13 protein-coding genes are annotated in these 23,605 nt (G+C 53.3%); 2 read left to right on the top strand and 11 right to left on the bottom strand.

Features of this window, described 5'->3' with window-relative positions; all coding sequences use genetic code 11:
* Positions 1–7: 7 nt before the first annotated feature.
* From MHI45_RS20090 to MHI45_RS20040, 11 genes are all read right to left on the bottom strand, one after another.
* Positions 8–1,024, bottom strand: a complete 1,017-nt coding sequence (locus MHI45_RS20090) for an HAD family hydrolase (RefSeq protein ID WP_076113893.1) — start codon at positions 1,022–1,024, stop codon at positions 8–10.
* Entirely contained in the window at positions 1,021–3,813 is a 2,793-nt protein-coding gene (locus MHI45_RS20085) for a glycoside hydrolase family 38 N-terminal domain-containing protein (RefSeq protein WP_076113892.1), read from the bottom strand. Before MHI45_RS20085 ends, MHI45_RS20090 begins: the two co-directional genes overlap by 4 nt.
* Positions 3,814–3,853: 40 nt before the next feature.
* Positions 3,854–5,569 carry a hypothetical protein gene (locus MHI45_RS20080; RefSeq protein WP_076113891.1) on the bottom strand — a complete coding sequence of 572 codons (1,716 nt, stop codon included), beginning with the start codon at positions 5,567–5,569 and terminating at the stop codon, positions 3,854–3,856.
* Positions 5,570–5,629: 60 nt separating this feature from the next.
* The gene (locus tag MHI45_RS20075; RefSeq protein WP_341119332.1) at positions 5,630–6,712 is read right to left on the bottom strand and encodes a glycoside hydrolase family 88/105 protein; all 1,083 of its coding nucleotides are present in this window, start codon (positions 6,710–6,712) and stop codon (positions 5,630–5,632) included.
* The gene (locus MHI45_RS20070; protein ID WP_076113889.1) at positions 6,699–8,426 is read right to left on the bottom strand and encodes a glycoside hydrolase family 3 protein; all 1,728 of its coding nucleotides are present in this window, start codon (positions 8,424–8,426) and stop codon (positions 6,699–6,701) included. The genes MHI45_RS20075 and MHI45_RS20070 overlap by 14 nt, the downstream gene beginning before the upstream one ends.
* A gap of 186 nt (positions 8,427–8,612) precedes the next feature.
* A complete protein-coding gene (locus tag MHI45_RS20065) occupies positions 8,613–12,140 on the bottom strand; it encodes a carbohydrate-binding domain-containing protein (protein WP_076113888.1) in 3,528 nt (1,175 codons plus the stop codon).
* Between the two features lie 140 nt (positions 12,141–12,280).
* Positions 12,281–13,831, bottom strand: a complete 1,551-nt coding sequence (locus tag MHI45_RS20060) for an ABC transporter substrate-binding protein (RefSeq protein WP_076113887.1) — start codon at positions 13,829–13,831, stop codon at positions 12,281–12,283.
* Positions 13,832–13,886: 55 nt separating this feature from the next.
* Positions 13,887–14,780: a carbohydrate ABC transporter permease gene (locus tag MHI45_RS20055; RefSeq protein WP_076113886.1), complete on the bottom strand. Its 894-nt coding sequence runs from the start codon at positions 14,778–14,780 to the stop codon at positions 13,887–13,889.
* A gap of 23 nt (positions 14,781–14,803) precedes the next feature.
* The gene (locus tag MHI45_RS20050; protein WP_038584853.1) at positions 14,804–15,790 is read right to left on the bottom strand and encodes an ABC transporter permease; all 987 of its coding nucleotides are present in this window, start codon (positions 15,788–15,790) and stop codon (positions 14,804–14,806) included.
* Positions 15,791–16,003: 213 nt separating this feature from the next.
* The gene (locus MHI45_RS20045; RefSeq protein ID WP_341119331.1) at positions 16,004–18,133 is read right to left on the bottom strand and encodes a collagen-like protein; all 2,130 of its coding nucleotides are present in this window, start codon (positions 18,131–18,133) and stop codon (positions 16,004–16,006) included.
* A gap of 401 nt (positions 18,134–18,534) precedes the next feature.
* Positions 18,535–20,001 carry an ABC transporter substrate-binding protein gene (locus MHI45_RS20040; protein WP_076114254.1) on the bottom strand — a complete coding sequence of 489 codons (1,467 nt, stop codon included), beginning with the start codon at positions 19,999–20,001 and terminating at the stop codon, positions 18,535–18,537.
* Between the two features lie 147 nt (positions 20,002–20,148).
* Between MHI45_RS20040 and MHI45_RS20035 the strand changes: the two genes are divergently transcribed.
* A complete protein-coding gene (locus MHI45_RS20035) occupies positions 20,149–22,002 on the top strand; it encodes a cache domain-containing sensor histidine kinase (protein WP_076114255.1) in 1,854 nt (617 codons plus the stop codon).
* A complete protein-coding gene (locus MHI45_RS20030; RefSeq protein ID WP_341119330.1) occupies positions 21,977–23,602 on the top strand; it encodes a response regulator in 1,626 nt (541 codons plus the stop codon). Before MHI45_RS20035 ends, MHI45_RS20030 begins: the two co-directional genes overlap by 26 nt.
* Positions 23,603–23,605: the final 3 nt, after the last annotated feature.

Raw genomic sequence — 23,605 nt, 5'->3', positions numbered from 1 at the left:
CTAAGCCTCAAAAGGCCGCTGCCGGACCGTCCTCGCCAAGCAGCAGCGGAAGCATCTCCGTCAGGCTGCCAAATTCCTGCTGCAGCAAGGGCAGCACACCGCTGCTGCGGATATTGCCGCCAGTCACGCCGAGCGCTGCAAATCCGGCCAGACGGATCGAGATAACACCCGCCGCCGAGTCCTCAATGCCGACCACCCGGCGGCGCTTCTCCGTACTCAGGCCCAGGCCGATCCTTGCCGTCTCGGCATACAGCCAGGGATGCGGCTTCGGCGACAATTCACCCAGCGTGCCCGCCTGGCCGGGATGAAATGTCTGCCCGGCCGTAATGACCGCATCGTACATGCCGAACGGATCCCCTAGATCCAGCGTCCGGAAGGCTGACAGAATTTCCGGCCAAGCCTTCTCGTACAGTCCCGAGGTTACAAGTCCAATCTTTACGCCCTCAGATTTCAGGGTCTGGAGGAACTCTCCCAGACCGGGCGCAGGAACAAACGCCCCCGGCTTCCCCCGGCCCTGCATAATCTCCTTCATTTCATAATGGGTAATGTCAAAGTAAAGCTGCCGGGCCTCCTCTACACTGCGCTGCGGACAATATTTGGCTATGCAGTACTGCAGATGCTCCGACACGGAATGCCCGGAGACATGCGGCTCATCTTCGGGGCGCAGCGCGAAGCGGGGATTTCCCAGCAGCCGGGCCACCGTCTGCTCAATAATCCACATCCAGAAGCCTTCGCTGTGGACACTGGTTCCGTCCAGATCCATCAGCACCGCTTCTGCCGGACCCTCGAAAGCTGCATCGTGAAAAGGATACAGCGCTGGGGAACCCATCGAAGATTTCACATAACAAAGCGTTTTGTCTTCGTATACGATAAACTCAGTCTTACGGTCCTTCGGTGTCAGAATAGCGGCAACACCGCCAACTCCCCTGCGGAATAACCCATCTCCTCCGCTCTCCTGCTCAAAGAAGCCGGCGGCCAGCTGTGACATTCCAAGACCAAATCCAGGCAGTTTCTTCTCCGTCATTTCGCCCAGGCCCCCATAGAGATCTTATAGCTGGCGATCTTCTTGGCCGGTATCGTCACTGTCAAGAGATTGGCAGCCAGCTGCAGCTCCGCCTCATCCAGAAGCGTTTCGTCCATAAGGCAGCACTGCACCTGCTCCGGGGCGATGCCGAAGGTGATGTCCGCCTTCTGTTCCGTATCCGAACCGTTAAAGAGCCGGAGAATAGTTCCGCTGCCATCCTCCGCCTGCTTCACACAGCTGACATGAAGGCCAGGGTTATTCAGCGTAAAGAAGCTGGCCTCTGCCGGAAGCGCGCCATGCCCACGGCCGGAGGCTGCGATCCGCACAGGAGTGTACAGCTGCGCTGCCTGTGCAAGCAGATCCGCCGCCTGCCAATCTCCTTCATGAATGTGGATAGCATATTCAAAGCTTTGCAGGCCAGGGCACTGAATGCCCTGATCGGGGAGCTCCGTCAGCTTCTCTTCGCTCACTGCCAGCTTGATCCGGCAGGCCCGGATTAAGGTCAGCGCCAGGGTGCTGCGCTCATCCTCAAAGGCTTCATATTCATAGATCCCTTTGGGCAGAACCGCCAGTCCATCTGTTCCATCCGTCATGTCGACAAAGGTGCGCAGCGGATGTGTACCTTCGGCCCGTTCCGCCCAATCTGTGGAATCCGGCAGCGGAATGGGCCGTGATAACACATCATAATGGCTGTCGGCCCAAGTAACCCCGGTGCGCAACCCTGTAGGGAAATTGGCGCGCAGCCAGTGATCCTTGGCCCTATTATCTACCGTCAGCTTCACAAGTACATGCTTGGCGCCCTTTTCCAGCGTATAGGCTACCTTCACCGGAAGCTTTGCCATTACCCGGCTGCGCGACTCTCCGTCCCCGTAATCTGCCGGAGCCGCAAATTCATACTCCGCTTCGATCGTACTGCTCAGGGGACCGCTCACCGTTACCGCTACCTGGCTCAGCACACCAAGGCTGCTGTATTTGCGGTCATGCAGAGGAGACACATGCTTCCAGGCATTTCCGTTCTCTCCCTGATCGCTCAAATAGTTGAGGCTGTTGTAGCTTCTGCCGGTTGTTTTATTGTGCAGATCCAGCGTTCCGTCAGGATTCACCTGTACTTTCAGAAATTCATTCTCCATTGTGTCGGGTCCTGTAATCAACGTGCCGCTGCTGCGCAGCTCGTGCGCCTCCGGCACAATCCGGTACGTCCGGTAGCCGAGTCCGGGCAGGCGGGTCAAGCGGGCCAACAACCGGATGCGGCGGCTCTCCAGGATCGTGGGCACATCCCAAATGCTGTCCACGAACACGCTGGAATTGCCGCTTGCAATGGCCTGGCGTTCTACCAGCGGGTCCAGCGCCGAGCTTAGGCTGACAGAAAGGGCCTCATTGACTCTCGGCACCTCCAAATCGAGCAGCACGACTGCATTCCGTTCCATCGGCAATGGATTATAAACTATCAGCTGCATCTCACCCTGCTCTATGCCTTCAGGTGACAGCTGCGAGGCGATGTACGCCATCGCATCCTCCGTTACGATATCCCCGATGTCGCCGGCTTTCCGGTATCTGTACTCCATATCGGCGCAGACGTTGTCCGGCGCACAGCCTCCGTTAGCATCATGGGTATGGTTGGACAATAAATACCGCCATCCCCGCTCCATGTATCCTGCCGGATAGGCAGCCCCCAGCGCCGAGGCCAAAGAGGCGAGCGGCTCTGCATAATACACCAGCGCATTGCTGGCCGAGAAGTCCATTTGCTTCAGGTAGGTTCTCGCACTGATCGTTCCCGGGAACAGGAATGTCCACATCCCTTCCTTAAGGTAAGACCGGCGCTCCCCTGTGAGGACAGGAAGATGCTCCCGGTCCAGATGTTTTTGCGCCTCCTTCCAGAAGCCCTCCAGATCTGTCTGCTCGATGTTATATTTATCCCCCAGTAGTTCCCGGGCATCGGCAATAATCTGCGATTCCAGAGGATGGGCTACCGAAATATCGTGTCCATGCATCGCCAGGAACACTTCGGTCGTGAAGTGGCGGCCTTCACGCTCAATCATGTCCTCAACTGCCTGCTTCAACTTCTCCTTGTCGTATTGGACAACCGGAGATTTAATCTCGTAAGCCTGATCTTCTCCGGACAAGGCATCCGACAGCCGGAAAGGCAGGTCATTCTCCTTGCCCCACTGATAGGTCTTGTCAAAAACCGTACCGCGGGTCACTGCACGGTGAACCTGGTAATACCAGTTATAACGAGCATACAGGCCAAAACGGCTGGCAAGCACCTGCGTTCCGTCAGGCGCGCTCCAGATCCATTCTGCATCGGCCTCGTGGTGGGAGATGCCGCGGTAGAACATCATTTTATCAAGTCCGAAGTCCTGGAGAATCTGCGGCAGCTGCCCGGTCTGCCCCCAGGAGGACGGGGTGTAGGCGACCGTTCCTGTCTTGCCGCCGAATTTCTCCACCACGCTCCGGCCCAAGATCAGATTGCGGACCAGCGCCTCATGCGAGATGCTGAACTCCTCGGCCAGCGTATAATACGGGCCGGCGATCAGCCGCCCTTCCTGCATCAGCTGTTCAAGCTGTCCCCTGCGCTCCGGCCGCATTTCTACATAATCCTCCAGCAGAATGGAATGGCCGTCCAGCGTAAAGGACGCATATCCCGGATCAGCAGCGAGAATATCCAGTGTCGTATCCAGCATGGTCAGCAGATTCCGGCGGGTCCGCTCAAACGACCGCCGGAACTCCCGGTCCCAGTGTGTATTAGAGACAACCTTGATTTGTTTGATATGGGAGGTGTCTGGTTTCATGAGCTTCCTATCTCCTTTGTCATTCCAGTCTCGGGAAACTTCATTCTGCGGGACCCGGGCGCAGGGTCAGGGAGAAAGCTTCAGGCTCCTCTGTGCTTCCGCTGATCCGCAGCCTGCCGCTGCTGGTCATCTCCACCAGCGGCCTTGGAATGTCCCCTCCCTCCTGAATATCCAGAGAGAATACAAACGCCGCTTGCCGCAGATGGGTGAAATTAATGCTTTTACGCAGGCCGGAATACAGCACCATATCCACCAGGATGGCATCCTCGCCCATGTGAATCTCCCAGCCCCAGCTCCGCTTGGCTCCTGAATGTCCCGTGAATGCCGCGAACCATGTGGTGAGGCGCAAGATGGTCTCTCCTATCTTGATCACAGCCCCGTCTTCTACAGTTTCGGTGGAGATGCCGTCCAGGCTGCCCCCGATCTCCAGTCTCAGCCGGAAATCCCCGGCTTCAATCTCACCGTCGATGCGGTCCAGGTTGGGGTGGGTATCTCCCCCATTGGTCAGAAAATCCACTCCAAACAGGAGATGCCCCTGATCCTGTCTGGCTTTGAAACGGGCGGAACAATAGTCATAGCCGTCATGCAGACAGCGGAGCTGAATATAGGAGGGTGAACCGTCATTATCCACATAAGCCACCAGCGGTCTTCTCTGATTCCACAGGTCACTGTCTGTAAAGGAACCGATGCTAACCTGCGGGTTCATAAAGGTGACCGCCCATTTGCCGCTGCCGTCGCCCGCATTTCCTTCGTAGAGCTGCCGCACTTCTTTTGTCCCCCTAACCTTAAATGCATCCAGATAAGCGGCCGGGCAATAGAATCCGCTCTTGTACCACTCCTCTTCATAAGGCAGCTCCTCCCAAGGAAAAAACATAACCTCCCCTTGAGTTGCGACCTGCAGAAAAGCCTTGCTCTGATCATTCAGAAGCGTCTGATAGGAGCGTGAATGCGGCCCGGACCACTGGGCGGTCGCAGGATGATAATACCCGGCGACCGCCTGCCAGGTCAGCTCGATCAGCTCATCGCTGAGCCTTTTTACCGTGCTGTCTGTAGTCTCGGAACGCAGCTTGGACAGCTCCAGAATAGCGATATAGGTATAGACCGGGCTGTTGTACTCCTGAAAGGCCCCGCGCTGCTGTGTATACGCATACAATTTCTCTAAGCGCTTCAGACCGTACTCGGCATAATCCTCGCGGCCCAATTGCTCCCCGGCAATTCTCGTAACGAAGGCTCCAATAATGGCAATATTGGTGTAATCCGGACCGACATTCCGCTTCATAATCGCCTCGCAGGCATAATCAATGGAGCGTATGACGTCTTCACGCAGAGCCTCCGGAAAGCGCCAGCCATGGCGCGACAACGCCTGAATCAGCCGGCTGCCGCAGAAATCGGCCCAGTTCCAGTCCGGAGGCGACATTTGCGCAAGCGGCTCTTCATAGAACCATGACCAGATTCCGAAGGTAGCATGGCTTCGGTCCGTATCCTGCAGGGAAATCACCTGCCTGATAATATCAAAGGCCCGCTGCTCCATCTCAGCCAGTTCGGTATCCAGCAGCCCAAGTGCATACGAAAGCGAATCTCTGGTGGAATGGATAAACTCCGCCTGCTTCAGAGTTGTATGATAACCCGGGCTGCTGAACGGCGAGCGCAGCATGCAAATTTCCGGATCATAACGGGACTCCAGCATGCGCATTTTACGGATCAGCATTTGCTGCTGGTCTATCCCTTGATTGGTATTGCCGGTCATCTTGTTCATCGATCTCCCTGCCTTTCACTGGTAAAACGGTTTGGCTGATCCTACTGGGACAAGGCCGGATCACCGACCCAGACCCAGACCCAGACCCAGATCCAGATCCAGATTCAGTGCCTGCGCCAGCAATTGCATGACCAGCCCCTGCCCGTACAATGACGGGAACAGCGCAATTTTGTTATACGCCTCCTCAGACGGCATGACGGGGGTGCCTCCCGACACACCCTGCACTTCACCGTTATCCTGGATAAGCGGGAGGATGCCTTCAAGGGTGACCCGGACGCTGCCGAGATAAGAAGGTTCGAGCATACCGTGCCTGACTCCCTGAATGAAGCCGCAGGCGATGCCCGCGCTTCCCGATGTTTCCTGATAATAGTCCTGCCTGTCGAGCACCGTATGCCAGAGTCCGCCCGTGCCCTGGCAGGACCTCAGCGCTGAAGCAAGCTCCGAATAGCGGCTGTACAGCTCTTCGGGAACTGGTACAAGTCCCTTGATTCCGGCTACAATTTGCGGGACAGCAAGGGTAATCCAGGCGTTAGCCCGCGCCCAGCGGACGGCCGACATATGGCTGCCCTCCCGGCAGTTCCAGCCGTGGAACAGCAGGCCCGTCTCCGGGTCCTGCAGCAGCCGTAGATGAAGCAGAGTCTGCTGCAGCGCAGCCTCGGCCATGCCGCGGTCTCCGGTCAGACTGGCGAGCCGCGCCAGAAACAGCACAGCCATATATACCGTATCTGCCCAGACCTGCTCAGGGAACAGGGCCGCTTCAGTGACGGTATGCTCCAGCGCGCCTTCCCGGGTCCTCGGTGCATCTTCCAGCATCCAGGCGGCGGTTTCCTGCGCTTTGTGCAGAAACCATTCATCCCCAGTACGCCGGAACAATTCGGGGAACACGGCATAAGGAGCCATGGAATTAATGACTTTCACGCCTTCTGCCTTCTGCTTATTCCGCTCCACCCATTGCAGCAGGTAATTCATGGCCTTGTCCTGTCCGCCAGCCGTTCCATAATCCAGTATGGAAATCAGTCCGACCCCGGGGACCCAGTCCCAGTGATCCATGTCCATTCCCCAATTTCCTTGGTGCCGGGGGGAAATCATGCATTCGAACAGCAGATCCAGCTTTTCCTCTAATAACTGCTTAGTATCGGGCATGCTGAAGCCCCCTTGGAATGATGTTCATTCCCTCAGGATCTGCCTGCACCGGTGATCCCCCTTGAAACGGAATCTCCCCGAACAACGCCTTAACTGTCAACGCCACCGTATCTTCATGCAGTGAATACGCATTTACCAGCGTGTCGAGAAACGGTATATCCCGGAGCAGGTACGGCGTGGCAAAAGAGATCCCGATCGGGTGGATCGTCTCCGCATGCTGCATCGCCCAGATCGCCTTGGCCGCTTCCCCCACTGGACGAGCCGTGTTCATCATGCCGTGGAGCGGCAGAAAATAAGGCGTAAACGCAGCATCCCAGCGAATCCCGGATTGTTCCCACTTCTGCAGCGTATTCAGCGGTTCGAATTCATCCAGAATATCCACCTGCAGCCCTCTGGCCTTCAAGTGCCCGACAAACAGCTCCATGCGGTCATATTTGCGTCCCTCTGTCACTTTGTTCAGCATAATGACGAGAACTCTGCGGGTCGTCTGCGGATTCAGGGGCAGGAGATTTCTCCGGTTACGGACCAGCGTAATACACCGCCCGGCGAGTGTCGTGCTTAGTTCTCTAGCCTCCCGGTCCAGCTCAGGATGCAATTTGTCATTCAGCAGCGGCGCAGCGGAGTGATCCCGGCCCTCGGCATCCAGATGCTGCATACCCAGCTCTGCCTTCATCTCCAGAACCCGCCGGACACTTGCGTCCAGCCGTTCCATCGTTACCTTGCCGCTGGCGACTGCCCGTTCCATGACTTCAAAATAGTTCACACCCGGCCACAGCAGCACATCGGTCCCGCAGTTGAAACAATCCACGATCCGCGTCTCATAATCACCCCAGGCCAGAAATCCGCCCATATCCAGCGCATCCGACAGGACAACTCCCTCAAACCCCATGCGGTTCCGCAGAAGCTCTGTTGTAATGCGTGCCGAGACCGTAGCCGGAACAGGCTTATTCCCCTGCGCATTCGCCTCCAGCCAGGGAAGGGCGATATGTCCTGTCATATACGACATCACGCCCTGATCAATCATCTGCTGGGACACCCGGCCATAAGTGGCGAACCATTCCTCTTCGGACAAACCGTTGATGGTGGTAATGATATGCTGATCCCTGTAATCCACCCCGTCTCCCGGAAAATGCTTGGCACAAGCGGCAATACCGTAATCCTGCATTCCCCGCATCACGGCGCTGGACAGGCGCAGTGCCCGCTCCGCATCATCGCCCAGACAGCGGGTCGTAATCACCGGATTCATCCAGTTCAGCAAAAGATCCGTACCTGGCGCCAGCGCCCAGGTAAACCCGGCCGCACGTCCTTCGATTGCTGTATACTTGCCGTACTCGTAGGCCAGCGCTTCATCATCTGCTGCGGCAAGCGCAAGCAGCGGAGGAAAAGCGGTTAAGCTTTTGACTGCAGAACCTGCCCCGAACTCCAGGTCGCCCGAGAACAGCAGCGGATATTTGCTGACCTTCTGAAGCAGCTCCACCCACTCGCGGTATTCCTCCGCTTTTCCGGCAGCCTTCTGAATTACCTCTCCGCCGATAAAGAAGCTGCCCACCGGATATTTCTCCAAATACGCCCTTATAGTCCCTTCGTTCATCCCTTGGAATGGCAGCCTGCCCGCATGATCCTGCATCGTCTGCCCGATCTTTTCACGCAGGCTCATGGATCGTAAGGTGCGCTCTACCCAGTCCCGCTCTTCCTTAGCTAATGCCTTTCGCATGGTCACGATTCCTCCCGGTAGTTTCTAACCCCAGTGTAACGAAACCCGGCGCCACTCTAAATAAAGGCAACTACAAAATAAGTTCAAAATTCTATAAACATCTAGAATCTTCTACAATTAGCAAACTGAAAAAACCCGCAGCTTCGTGATCCAAAGCTGCGGGGGGGAGGCTGGCCGATCCTTCGATCAATTCAGGCTGATTTGAAGGGTCTTGTTTAACTTGTTATTCTCCTTGTTCATCTCCTCATATCGCCAGATATCGTTGACAAAAAAGCTGATAGTGAAGTCTCCGATGGTCGGCACTGTCCACCTTGGCGTTCCCTGGGCACTGCTGTTGGCCGTAAGGGTAATTTCCTCGCCCGGCTGGATGACCGTGTTATTGGTGTCCGACCAGGATACGACCCCGCCGTTGACGGAGAAGGCACCGCCTGTAATCTGTCCCAGCCCGGTGGAATTGTTCAGCGGGGTAGGACGCACGCCGATATTTTTAACCTTGGCCCAGAAGATTAAGGAATCGCCCAGCTCGGGGGTCACATTGCTGGAAGGTGTGCCGTCGCTGTTTACGATATTCCAGCCGACCTCCGTGACGGTCAGATCCGCCATCGGAGCCGGGAGTGTAGACTCATAGCCCTCGAACTCGAAGCCGTGGACCATTATCGTTCCGGTGTTATGGACGACCTCGATCCGGTGCAGCCCATAGTCCAGACCCGTCAGCTCGTAGACGATCTTGTTCTCGCCTTCCAGTCCGGCCTGGGGAATGACAACGGTCTCCTTATATTGCCCGTCGACGTACACATCTGCGCTGCCCATATTGCTCTTAATATCCGATCTCCAGCGGACACCGATTCCGTTAAAGTTAAACACCGCCGACGAATCCGGCGAGTAGGTTACATGGGATACCCCGTTCGGCGCCGTTTCAAACCCGGTATAGTCAATATAGGCATGATCATGCTCTACCGTGTACCAGGCGGACACCGGAACATAAAGGCCTTCCTCCAGCTTGAAATAATCGAGATTGGCACCGTTGCCTGCGGAAGTGAAGCTGATCGTGTTATAGCCCGGCTGAAGCGTAACGCCGAACTGTCTGGCAGTAATGTTGCTGTTCCAGCTGCCCGTTGAAGGCAAGGTAACCGTGGACAGCCTTTGTCCATTCACGACGATATTTTTCTTCGAGTCCTGATTGGAAGCGTATGCAATAGTCAGGGTATAGCTTCCGCCCAATTCCGAATACAATCCCTGAATCGAAATGCCGCCGCCATGGGTCTGCTCCACAACCTTTCCTCCCGATGCACTGCTGTTGTTGCCGATTCGCAGAGGCAGGGCAAAGGAGGCAGCTTCCGCTTCAAACTTGGTGGGATCTCCCGGGACATGCGGCGTGATCGGCATGGCCGATGTAGTTGCCGATACGGCTGAGCTTAATGCTGAAATATTACCGAAGTCATCCACGGCTTGAACCCTGTAGCTGTACTGCGTTTCCGGGGCCACACTATAGTCACTGAAAAAGGTTATCCGGCCCGGAACCGTCATCACCGGAGTAACCCCGCCGTCACGGTACACGTTGTAGCTGACTACCGCATCATTATCGGTTGAGGCATTCCAGGTCACCTTGATCTGCTCATGGCTGAGCGCCACCGCTGCAGGACTTCCGGGTACAGATGGCGCTTCTGTCTCCAGCTTATCCAGAATATACTGGACCGTTTCGCCGGCTCCCAGGGTAACCGTGAGGGTGATATGCGGCGTTGCCGTAAGCTGCACGGTGGAGTGTGCGGCAGCATAGGAATTACCCGCTCCGAACACTTCTCCGGCATATTGTCCGCTGCCAGGCATCGTTACCCGAACCTTCATCGTCATCGGCTTTTTCTCGAAATTGACAAAGTTCAGCAGGATTTTATCCGATTCCGCCCCGATAGCCGTGGTACCCAGTACCGATGTATCCACCGCGCGGAAGTATACCTTTTTCATGTTCAAGTTCGAGGTGCATCCGCATGTATTCAGCACTTCGTAGCTCAGCGGACGGCCATGGGTAGCGTACGCGGCAGCCAGCCTGCGGAATGTCTTCAGCCGCGTCTCTCCTGCCTCGCTGCTATTGGCTGGCACCGCAACAGTATCTTCATAACGGTGCGTATTCCAATTGATACCGGAAGCAAACAACCCGAATTCAGTGCCGTCGTTAAAGAACGCCGCATGCTGCATAATATGGTCTACATATCCAATGTTTCCGCGCATCTCCCGGTCAAAAGCAGCGGCGAACCTGTAGGCATAGGTTCCATACTTCGTATTGTCGGAATGGTTGTCATTGGTGCCTGTTTCGCTCATCGCCATCTTTTTGCCGAAGCCGTCATCCGCGTCGCCATAGACCCGCAGATTCTCATACAGGCTGCCGCCCGGCAGCGGCTGCACTCCTGTTCCGCCATAGCTGTGCCCATTCGTCACATCGGACAGCTCCTCGATCTCCCTGCGCTGCTCCGCGTCCCGCTCCCAGCCGTCAGGGATGCCGTTATAAGGCCAATACGCCCAACCCGGCGCAACAATCTTGAGATAGGGCTGACTGTTCGTTGCCCGTTCTTCATCCATCAGCTCATGCGTGGCTACCACGGCTTTCTGGGCCCAGCCGAACAGCCCCGGTTCATTGCCGGTTTCGGCATACTGGTACAAATCACCGAACTTGCTGACAAAGTTAGTGTAATAACTCCGGAGTGCTGCCGGGACTGTGCCGCTGCTTAGCTCGCTGTTATTTCTCCAGTTGCCTCCGATGATGTTGACCATCGGCTCAAGGTTCAGATCACGTAGCGTTGCCAGGTAGTTTCGCCCCTGCGGGTCCCAGCCAGCGCTGGTATCAGACCAGAAAGAGGCCCGCATCCAGTTGCCGCTGTAGGCAATGCCCATCCACTTGGCCATAGGCCCCAAATGGCGGATCGCATGCTCGTCGTATTTGAAGGTTGCCGCGGCAATTGTACTTCCCAGATGGACATACCGTCCATGGATCGGCTCGACAGCCGGTGCATTCAGTGACTCCAGCTTGAAGTAGTCCCACTCGAACCATAAGTATTTGTCTCCGTCATAACCGGGAGCCTGCGGATCCGCGTACAACCCGCGATCCACGGTTAGCCGGACTGCATTTCGCCCGGTCTTCAGCTGTTCCTTGGGAATGTATAGCCTGTAGGTTTGTTTCCAGGTGTTCTCCAGCGTCTTCTCACCGTCATTCAGGCCGGTGATCTGAATAAGTCCGCTCATGAGACCGTTTGTAAATACAGCAAGCTGGGGAATAGCTGTGCTTGCATCGATAACTTTGAAGCTAAACTGGACTCCATATTCAGGGACCTGGCTCAAATGGAAGGAAAGATTCATGAATCCGTTGGCATCGGCCTTCATGCCCTTGGGGACGTTGTCCCAGTGGCCCGGGGGTACGGGAACTTGGAGAGTTTTGCTGTAGACATTGCTAAAGACGGTAAATTCTGCAGAGCTATTATCCGAATCGCCGACCTGCCATAACAAGGTCATCGGAGGTTCATAGGTTGATGCAGTCACCGTACTATTGTGTACGGAATCCGCGGCCGCTTCTTGTGAATCGGCCTGTTGTCCAATCACCTGACTTGTAGCAATTTCATCTTTAGAAGCGGCGGTTGCCAAACCCATTGAACCATCCGGTATCCAAAAGGTCATCAGCATCAACGCCAGAATGAGCAGTAAAGCAATGTTTTTTTGAATTCGCACAATAAACACCCTCTTCTAATAAGGTAGATTCGGGGCACCCCAAGTGCTGGCTAGGCGAATATGAATACCCGAAATCCGGGCAAGCGGCCATTACGGCCAGGCTATTTGCCGGATATCGGGTCTGCTACTGCTGCGGCTCCTTATTTGGCGGCCAAAAATGCATCCATTTGCGCTTGAATCTCGTTAATCACAGCTTCCAGTCCTGCAGCCTTCAGCTTGCTGTTCATTTCTTTGAGGATAGGTTCCGGATCTTGCTCCCCGGAGTACAAGGTATTCTTATACTGCTTTGTAATATTGATCAGTGCCCCAATCTGCGATTGCACCTTCGTCGAATCAAATACGAATCCGATGACCGGCGAAACTTTGGAGTTCTTGTTCCAGTCTGTATAGAGCTGCACGCGTTTCGGGTCTTCATTCTTGTTCAGGTAGTTGAGCAGCACGTTCCCGATCATCCAGGAGGATACGGAGTTGTAGCCGCTGTCCGCAATGAAATCGACAGTATTCTCGCCAACCTTGTTGTAGTGTTTGCCTTCAATACCGAAGGTAAGCAAGTTGTAGAGGACAGGATCTGTATGAATCAGGTTCATAAACATCATAGCGCGTTCCGGATTCTTCGATGTTCTGGAGATGGCGAGCATCGAGCCCTGCAAGCTTTTGGTGCTTACTTGAACCGGAAGCAGCGTTTTGATGATCATCGGTTTCTCAGCGAGCCGCGTCCAGTCGTTGGTGGATGTAGGATTCATATTGCCGTACACGAACCAGGCTTTGCCGCTTTTCACCGCATCCTTAAGCTCAGTCTTGTCAGTGGCCCCGTTCTTGTTAATGTATCCGGCTTGATACCACTTGCGGATCAGCTTAAGTCTTTCCACAATTTCAGGAGTGTCATATTCGTTGAACACCTTCATGGTTTTGTAATCAAGCAGCGTTGGAATTTCATTGCTTCCGTCCAGATCTTCACTTTCCGGATACACCGTGAACCAGTTCAGGCTGTCTGTATGGTTCATGAACAGCGGCGACATGGTCGGCTCCTTCTCTTTAATGGTCTTCAGCATCGGCTCAATATCCTCCAGCTTGGTGATGCTGTTGACATCGAAGCCGTACTTGTCGACAATCGCCTTGTCAAATGCGAACCCTACCGATTGACCCAGCTCTTTTTCCGTTGGAACCGCATACAAATGTCCGTTTACAGTAGCCGCTTGGAGATAAGCGGGATTGATCAGTGCCTTGGTTTCTTTGGCATAGGTATCCAGCAGCTCTTCCAGCGGCAGATACGCGCCTTTGGCGGCATTGGTCATGAAGTTCCAGGTATAGACCATGTCGAACACTTCACCGGATTGGATCATCAGATTCACTTTATCCGCCGGTTTATCCCAGCTCAGCTGGTTAATCTTGATTGTGGCATTAATTTTATCCTTCAAATAAGCATTGATGGCCTGCTCAACAGATGCTACATCCTTATCCGGACCGCCCGGGAGATACAGGGACAGTTCCACCTGCTCCAGCTCATTCGTTGTTTCAGTTGCTTCGGTTGCTTTAGCAGTTTCAGTGGCGGCTGGGGCTGCTGTGCTTTCCGCGGTTTTCTCGGGGGCGGCGGTTTTATTGTTATTATTATTCCCGGAGCACCCGCTGAGTGTCATTCCAATCATAAGTACAAGTGAAAGCAGTAGACCCGTGCCTCTTTTACCTGTCATTACTCTTTTCCTCCCTTTGACTTGAAAATATATGCTAAATCGGTGGATTCCGAGGTTAGCCTTTAATGGACCCGAGCGTTAAACCCTTGATGAAATAGCGCTGGAAAAACGGATAAGCCAGCACAATCGGACCGATTCCGATCAGCGCCATCGCCATGCGGATGGTTTCTCCCGGCAATTTGGCCAGTTCTGTGGCCGAGCCTTGAATCAAGGCGCTGTTGCGGCTCAGATAATCCGCCTGCGAGATCATTTTATACATCAGGTATTGCAGGGAATAGAGCTTGGTGTCGGTAATAAAAATCATGCTGTTAAACCAATCATTCCAGTAATGCAGGGTGTTGAACAATCCAATGGTGGCAAAGACCGGCAAGGAGAGCGGGAACACAATCCGAAAGAAGGTTCTTAGTTCCCCGGCACCGTCAATTTTGGAGGCTTCAATCAGCGCAGGCGGCACAGACATCTGGAAGTAGGTTTTCATAATCAGCACGTTAAAAGGCGACAGCAGCATCGGGATAATCAAGGACCATATGGAGTTTTTCAGATCCAGCACCTGGGTATACACCATGTACCATGGCACCAGCCCCCCGCCAAACAGCATCGTGAAGAAGATCAGAAAGGCGAAGAAGCCGCGATATTTGAAATCCGTCCGTGAGATCGGGTACGCATAGAGTGAAGAGATAAATACGCTGAGCAGTGTACCGACTATCGTCACAAAGATGGATACGCCGTAGGCTTTTGCAATGATGGTGTAATCCTTAAAGATATAGGCATACGCCTCCAGACTAAGCTTCTCCGGGAAAAATTGATAACCGTTGAGCACAATATAATCATAGTCGGTAATCGAGATCATAAAGACCAGCACAATCGGCAAGAGACAGGCTATCGTCAGGATGATAAAAATAATATGGAGTATCATATTCGTTACTTTGGATATTTCGTTATTGGTCACAGCTTCTCCCTCCTCTCACAAATTTAGAAAACGGCCTGGTCTTTGTCGACCTTGCGCACGATCCAGTTGGAGCCCAGGACCAGGAAGAAGCCGACCACCGATTGGTATAAGCCTGCCGCTGCGGACATGCCCAGATTGCCCATATTGATAAGCGCGTTGTATACATAGGTATCAATGACCAGTGTTGTCGGATACAGCGCCCCGGAGTTTAGCGTGGTCTGGTAGAACAGCCCGAAGTCGGAGCGGAAGATGCCGCCAATCGCCAGGATGGTCGTGATGATAATGACCGGCCGGATGAGCGGAATTGTGATATGAAGAATCTGCTTCCACTTGCTGGCACCGTCGATCAGAGCTGCCTCATAGTATTCGGAATCAATGCCGATGATGGCCGCAAGATAAATGACACAGCCGTAGCCCACACCCTTCCAGAGGTTAATCAATGGCAGAATAAACGGCCAGTATTTCGGCTCCGAATACCAGTTGATTTCATTCAGTCCAAACAGGGACAAGACACCTTTATTAATGAAACCGTATTCAACATTCAGAAAGGCGAACACCAGATAACTTACAACGACCATAGATAAAAAATAAGGAAAAAACATAATGCTCTGATAAAATTTCGCGGCCAGCTTATTTCTCAGCTCGTTCAGGGCAATCGCAATCGAAACCGCAATGACCAGATTGAGAATAATAAACACGAAATTGTACAGCACCGTGTTTCGGGTAATAATCCATGCGTCCGAGGTCGCGAACAGAAATTTGAAATTATCCATCCCCACCCACGGGCTTCTCAGGATCCCATCAACATAGTTGATATTCTTGAATGCAATGATGATTCCGAACATCGGCAAATAATTGTTGATGAGCAGAAAGATCAAACCGGGCAGCAACATCAGCAGCAGCACCTTATGTTTCAGCAAATGCTTAAATACGGACCCTTTTTTGGCTCCCGGCCGGACCGGTGAGCTTTGTCCAGTGTTGATCGCGCTCCTCTTCTCATGAGTAATCATCACTTCCGCCTCCTGATTCCTTAAGCAGTCTCTCTCTTCCATGACTTAAGTTTAGCCGGAGAGCGGCGGCTTCTAAATAAGGTGATCTATAATAAAAGTTCGAAATCCTACAGTCTTTTGTGTAGAAAAAGAGAGGGCTTGAAAAACCACACATGCAAAAAAGAGCAGCCTACTGTGGGCCACTCTTTTGTGAATACTGCAAAATGGATATTCTTAAGTGAGTCTGTGAACAGACCATACAATGCCTGAAGAGGTGCTGCCCAGATCCAAAGGAACTGTCAACCCATCGGATTCATAGAACAGGCCGATCACATCGCCTGCCGTCAACTCGAATTCTCCTGCCAAGGTTACTGTACCGTTACCTAATATCGTGCGGAGCGACAACACAAGTGCAATGTTTACATTCAGCAGCGGAAATAACCCGCTTACCAAATCTGTTGCTACAGGCGAGGTTCTCCGTACCACAAAGGCCGGATCGACTCCTGCGCCCAAAGCTACCGAAATTGCTGCAGTTGTAGAATAATTGACAGTCGCTTCAATGGAATATCTGCCTGTTGCCGGTATGGTATAGTTTCCTGTAGTTTCATTGAATGTTGGACTATCATAATATGGCGACGCCACAGTCCAGCCTGTGAGCTGGGTACTTGTCGTAACCGAAAGTGCCGGCAGCAACGCCGAGAAGCCTTCAGTTGCAACACCCGCTCCCGTTGCTCCTGTTACCCCGGTGGCTCCCGTTGCTCCTGTGACTCCTGTGGCTCCTGTCACTCCGGTAGTTCCGGTTGCTCCCGCTACTCCGGTCGCTCCCGTTACTCCAGCAGCTCCAGCTTCACCAGTTGCTCCTGTGACTCCGGTCGCTCCCGTTACCCCAGCAGCTCCAGCTTCACCTGTTGCTCCTGTAACGCCAGTAGCTCCAGTCGCACCCGTTACTCCAGTAGCTCCAGCTTCACCTGTTGCTCCTGTGACTCCGGTTGCACCCGTTACTCCAGTAGCTCCAGCTTCACCAGTTGCTCCTGTGACTCCGGTCGCCCCCGTTACTCCGGTTACTCCAGCCTCACCAGTTGCTCCTGTAACTCCGGTCGCTCCGGTTACTCCAGTCGCTCCAGTCTCACCAGTTGCTCCTGTAACGCCAGTAGCTCCAGTCGCACCCGTTACTCCAGTAGCTCCAGCTTCACCAGTTGCTCCTGTGACTCCGGTCGCTCCCGTTACCCCAGCAGCTCCCGTTGCTCCTGTGACTCCGGTCGCTCCCGTTACCCCAGCAGCTCCAGCTTCACCTGTTGCTCCCGTTGCCCCAGTCACTCCAGCTTCACCCGTTGCTCCTGTGACTCCGGTCGCCCCCGTTACCCCAGCAGCTCCCGTTGCTCCCGTTGCTCCTGTGACTCCGGTCGCTCCCGTTACCCCAGCAGCTCCAGCTTCACCTGTTGCCCCTGTTACGCCAGTAGCTCCAGTCGCACCCGTTGCTCCCGTTGCCCCAGTCACTCCAGCTTCACCCGTTGCTCCCGTTACGCCAGTAGCTCCAGTCGCACCCGTTGCTCCCGTTGCCCCAGTCACTCCAGCTTCACCTGTTGCTCCTGTTGCTCCTGTGACTCCGGTCGCCCCCGTTACCCCAGCAGCTCCCGTTGCTCCTGTGACTCCGGTCGCTCCGGTTACTCCAGTAGCTCCAGCTTCACCTGTTGCTCCCGTTACGCCAGTAGCTCCAGTCGCACCCGTTGCTCCCGTTGCCCCAGTCACTCCAGCTTCACCCGTTGCTCCCGTTACCCCAGCAGCTCCAGCTTCACCGGTCGCACCTGTTGCTCCAGTCACCCCAGTCGCACCAGTCTCACCCGCACCTGTTGCTCCTGTCGCACCGGTAGCTCCGGTTGCTCCTGGTAGTCCTGTTGCACCCGTTGCCCCGGTCTCGCCAGCGCCCGTTGCTCCTGTTGCACCAGGGGCACCAGTAGCTCCTGTCGCACCGGCAGGTCCGGTCGCTCCAGTTATACCTGCAAATCCTCCTGACAGCTCAGCGAATACCAGCCGGTGCGCGGTTACTAATTGGCCGGCACTGTCTTTCCCCCACAACGAAACCTGGATCGGATCATCCGCCGGGCTTTCACTTGGGGTAATGAAAATGAATTCAAAAGCATCCAAATCAGCATAGTAGCTAGTAGTTATCACTTGGTTTGCAGCAACGTTGATAGATTCGCTAACATACAGATTCCGCACTCCGCCAAGCATGTAATAACCTTGAACAGACACTGTGGAAGCCTGGACATCGCTGCGGTTATCAATTCTGACGGTAACCCGCTGAGTCGGTCTCACACCGCCAACCAAGTTATTTTCTACCGGTCCTGTTGACAATAAAACCATTACTCTACCACTCCTTATAAAATAAGTTTCCCACCCTGACTACCTGCTGCTGTTTCCCCCTTCTCCCAGACATACGCCGGTCTCGCAGCCCAATAATTTTATGGCTTGGACTATTCAATCCAGCGCATACTGAGTGATTTATATACTAATATTCCGGCCCTCTCCTGACGGTGTGGACGTAAGCTGCACTCTTCATAAACAGGGCTTGGCATTCCGCCGAAAGAGGTGTCCGCCCAAAGCCGCCTACAAGGACTTCCGGCGCTGCCGGTTGAAATCACAAAGAGACTGTTCCGCAGCCCCATTCGGCTTCAGCACAGTCTCTTATCGCAATACAGCACATTTTCAGTTCACGTACATTCCGGCCTGCTACGTACTCCCGTCAGCAGCTTACTCTATCCATCCTAATCCTCACTTAACAGATTCTCCAGACTGTTACCCTTCAGCGGGTCTTTAGGGTTGAACTCGGGATAAATATACTCCTCATGCTTAAAAGAATACCCGGTAGCCGCGATATCCAGCATCCGGTTCAGCCGCTGCGTCTCGCTGCGCAGCGCCTCTTTCAGCTCCTTCTCCCCGGAGAGGATCTGCAGATACAACTGCATCCGCGGACGGTCGCCCGAGTCGCGCGGCTCGACCGAAACCGTATTGGGATCATATTGGTCCATGATTTGCGGGGAGAGCGGATATATTGAATCTTCTGCGGCAGGATAAAATTCCGAGAAATGCCCCAGCCCCGGAGCCATGTTGGGGAGCTCCAGAATGCCGTCAACCACCGGCAGCGCCAGTGCCTGCTTGAATAAAATCGTCAAAAACTCCTTCGATTGCAGAAATTCCCAGACCTTCACCGCCGCCTCACGGTTAGAAGCGGCACTGTTCACAACGAGCGGAGAATGTGGAATCATCATCAAGGCTCCGGCCCCCTTTTGGGCTGCTGATGTTACCGGCGGCAATGCCACTGCCCAGTCATCCTTTGGCATATATTCCTGCAATTTCACATAATCTTTGCTCGTTACATACATCATCCCGATATTGCCATCGGCGAACTGCCGCAAGGCACTGTTGCGCTTCAGCAGGGTTTCTCCCGGATACAAGCTGCCCTGAGCCTTCATATCCAGCAGCATCTGCAGCCATGGGGCATAACCGCTCAGATCATAACGGCCGGTGCGGTAATTATAAAGATAAGTCCCGCTGTAGGTACTCGACATCTCAAGTCCCGTCTGAAGACTATACTGGCTGTCTCCCGCCGGGAGGCCAAATCCGTATTTATTAACGCCGACCCCGGCCTGGCTGATCTTCCCGGCGAACCGCTCCATATCCGCAAACGTAACGGGCGGCTGCTCCGGATCAAGACCGGCATTGCGGAACAGCTGCTTGTTGTAAATCAACCGTACCGTCTCAATACTGGAGGGCATAAAATAAATACCGCCCTTATACAGCGAACTGTCCGCAAAGTCTCTCGCCCAAACCGGGAACCTGTCTAAATCGCCGGGATTCAGAAAAGAAGATAATTCGGCCAGATACCCCTTCTCCACATACGTCGCCAGCCAGCCATTATCGACGCTGAACACATCCGGCCCTTGGCCTGATGTCATCAGCATGTTCAGTGTATCCCCATAGACATCCGTTGAAAGATTCATGATTATAATCTCAATATGGTCTGGATTGCTCTTATTGTATTGATGGATCGCATTCTTCACTTCCAGGTTCTCCGTCCAGTCATATAGTGCAATTCTGATCTGGGTAACCGGGACTGCCTCAGGCGCAGGCTCGGAAGCGAAATCAACCAGCAGCGGACGGTCATAAGCGACAGCATAGGCCACAAGCCCGCAAAGGACCAAGGCAATTCCTAGGAAGAGGATTCGTTTCACCGTGCACCTCCTGCGTTGACATCAAGACTTATCGCGTTTTACAATGGATACCAGCTATTGGGTTAAACTCGTTCAGTATTTAATATATTCCAATAATATCCGTTAAATGGCAAGGGAGAATATTCACAGGGCCAGAGGAGGATTCAAATGAAAAAACTATTTGATACTCTTTCCAAGACCCTCTTCCTGTACAATTTCAGCATCCGCAGCCGGCTCATCCTCTACTTTCTCTTCCTTGTCCTTCTCCCGACCACGATCATCTCCATTACCGTTTACAATAAATCGGCGGATATCATCACCCGTAATGTCAATACATCGATTGAGAACAATCTTAATCTTGTACAGGATAATCTGGCACAGCGCTTCGAGAGCGCCAACAATTCCATGGTCTCCCTTTACCTCAATACCGAATTCGCAGATTTGATCTCTTCCAACCGGCCTACCGACAGCACCGGCATTATCAATGAGTTGGCTGCCCTGAACAAAATGCTGGAGAACTTCCCTGCAAACGGGACCCCGGGAAGCAGCTTTGTCCCTATGCTGTATATGCTGAACCGCCCGGAATATACCCAATACAACTTCTCCAGACGGGTCTTTAATATCGACCAGATCTCACTGAAGCCATGGTATCTCGGCATACCGGCCAGATCCGATTTCACCGTGGTCGGCCTAAGCTCGCTGGACTCCCGGTTTACGCTTAAATTCGCCAAACGTCTGTTTGGCATACGGCATGCCCAGCTGCCTTATGTCGGGCTGCTCACCATCGATATTCCCGTGACGGAATTCGGCACACTGCTGGAGCACTATAAGCCAACGACGGGAAGCAGGATTTATATTGCAGACCAGACCGGAACTATTGCCATCAGCCCCGAGGAGACCCTGATCGGCCAGAACATCAGCACACAGGATTATTATGGCAAAATGGCTGCCGAACCCGCAGACCCCGGCATCTTTCATTCCTTCCATCATGTGATTCAGGGCGAAAATATGCTCGTGAGCTACAAAAAAATAAAAGCCACCGGCTGGACCATTCTTTCCACCTCGCCCATAAGCGAACTGAATGGAGAATTAGCCTCGTTCCGGCGGGTGATGTATGTCGTCATCGGCATATGCATGCTGGTATCCCTGATGATGGCCCTGCTGCTGTCGGAGAATATCTCTGCTCCTATACGCAAATTCATCCAGTCGATGTCACATGCCGAAAGCGGGAATTTCAACATCATTATCCGCTACCGGCGCAAGGACGAATTTTCCTATCTGTTCAACCGTTATAACAAGCTGCTGCAGCAAATCAAGGCACTAATCGACAAGCTCTATGTCACTGAGCTGCGCAAGAAAGAAGCCGAACTAAAAACATTGCAGGCCCAGATCAATCCCCATTTTCTTTATAACACCCTGGATTCGATCAACTGGCTGGCCATCAATCATGATGTCCCCGAGATCAGTCATATGGTGACCTCCTTATCCGACTTCTTCAGGTACAGCCTCAGCAAGGGGAGGAACATCATCCCGCTGCGGGATGAACTGAAGCAGGTGGAGAGCTATCTGGAAATCCAGCAATTCCGCTTTCAGGATAAGCTCGCCTATGAGCTGGAGAAAGCCGACCCCCGGCTGCTGGAGGAATGCCTCGTAGTGAAGCTGAGTATCCAGCCGCTCGTGGAAAATGCGATTATTCACGGAATCCAGCAGCGGCGGGGAAAAGGTACAATCCGCATAAGGGTGGACTCTTCCCATGATGTCCTTTGCATATCGGTTTTTGACGACGGCGTAGGGGCGGACCCGGAGAGGCTGAACCTGCTGCTTACCGATCAGCAAGGCAACCAGTCTTATGGCATCCGCAATGTGCATATGAGAATCCAGCAGTTTTTTGGCGAGTCCTACGGCATCCGTTATTATGCCAACACCGAAGATCAGGTAGGCCTACTGGCTATGATCCGGTTTCCGGTCGTTACTACTTGGGATGAGGTGATTGAAGATGTTGACGATGATCATAGCGGATGATGAGCCGTTTATCCGCCGTAGTCTGATCCACGGGTTCAAGTGGCAAGAGGAGTTCGGCCTTGAGGTCATCGGTGAGGCGGCAGACGGCGAGGAGGCCTATGAATTATGTATAAAGCATACACCGGATATTCTGTTCACCGATATTATGATGCCCTTTCTGAACGGCCTTCAGGTCGCCGAGAAGCTGAAGGCCGCCGGTTGTCCAACCAAAATCATCATCATCAGCGGCGCGCAGGATTTCTCCTATGCCCAAAGTGCGATGAAGGTTAATGCCGAAGGCTATATTCTAAAGCCGGTTAAACTGGGTGAAGTCAAAGACATCTTTCATAAGGTCATTGCCCGGATTCACCATGAAAGAGATAACCAGCTGAATTTGAATCAGTTGAAGAAGCAGCTGCACGACAATATGCCGCTGATCCGCGAGAAATTCCTGCAGAACCTGATCGCCGGACTATACCGCAATGAAGGGGAGATTTGGGAGAAGATTGACTATTTCGCCCTTCCTTTTAAACGAAAAGACCCACTGACGGTAGGCGTATTGCAGCTTGACGATTACGGGGCGGCAGTAGACAAATTCACGGAGGAGTATAAGCAGCTGCTCTATTTCTCCATCCAGAATATTATGAGCGAGTGTCTGAACAGCCACCCCTGCGGAATCGGCTTTGTAGCCAGCGAAAATGAGTTTATTATGATCTTTTGTCCGGGGGAGGAGCCTGCATCAGACTCCATCTCAAGCCTTTGCGAGCAGATTATCGCCAGTATCAAAGAGTATCTGCGTCTTGACGCCTCGATTGGCATCGGCAGAACCTGTATGCTCGCCGGACAAATCGAGAACTCCTATAAAGATGCGCTGGCCGCGCTGGCTTACAAATTTTATACCGGCCATGCTTCCATTCTCCATATCAAGGATATTCAGCCGGATACGGAAACGCTGCAGAGCACTTTTTTTTATAAATTCCATGCCCAGCTGATGAATGAGCTCAAGGCAGGCCATACGGACAAAGTAATGGAGCTGCTGGAAACCCTGTTCACCATGCTTGAAGGACCCAAGCTGCAAATCGGTTATGTACAGAGCATCTGTGCGGAGATCATCTTCACTTCTGCAAGAGCCCTGTATGAAATTGATGAGGAAATCGAACGGGTGCTGAATGACCGGATTACCATCATGGATACACTCTACATCCAGAAAAATATTGCCGGACTCAAAAGCTACATACTCTCTCTTTTTCATGATCTAAGCACATATGTGGCAGGCAAAAACACCTCAAAGAACAGCAGAGCCATCAACAAAATCCGGAGTATCGTGCAGGAAGGGTATGCCCAGGAGCTGTCCATCTCCAGGATTGCAGAGGAGGTCTTTCTGACCCCCAACTATATCAGCCTGATCTTCAAAAAAGAAACCGGTGAAACGATCACGGACTACATCACCAAGATCCGCATGGGCAAAGCCAAAGAGCTGCTGCAGACTACAGATCTGAAAGTGATGGAAATTTCCGAAAGGGTAGGCTATGAGAACCCCCATTATTTCAGCACCGTGTTCAAGAAAACCGTGGGCGTCCACCCGCTCAAATACCGGTCCGACCAGGAAGAGACGCCGTAATCC

Source organism: Paenibacillus sp. FSL H3-0321, assembly GCF_038002865.1.
GTDB lineage: Bacteria > Bacillota > Bacilli > Paenibacillales > Paenibacillaceae > Paenibacillus_AQ.
This window is presented reverse-complemented; position numbering and strand designations above follow the sequence as displayed.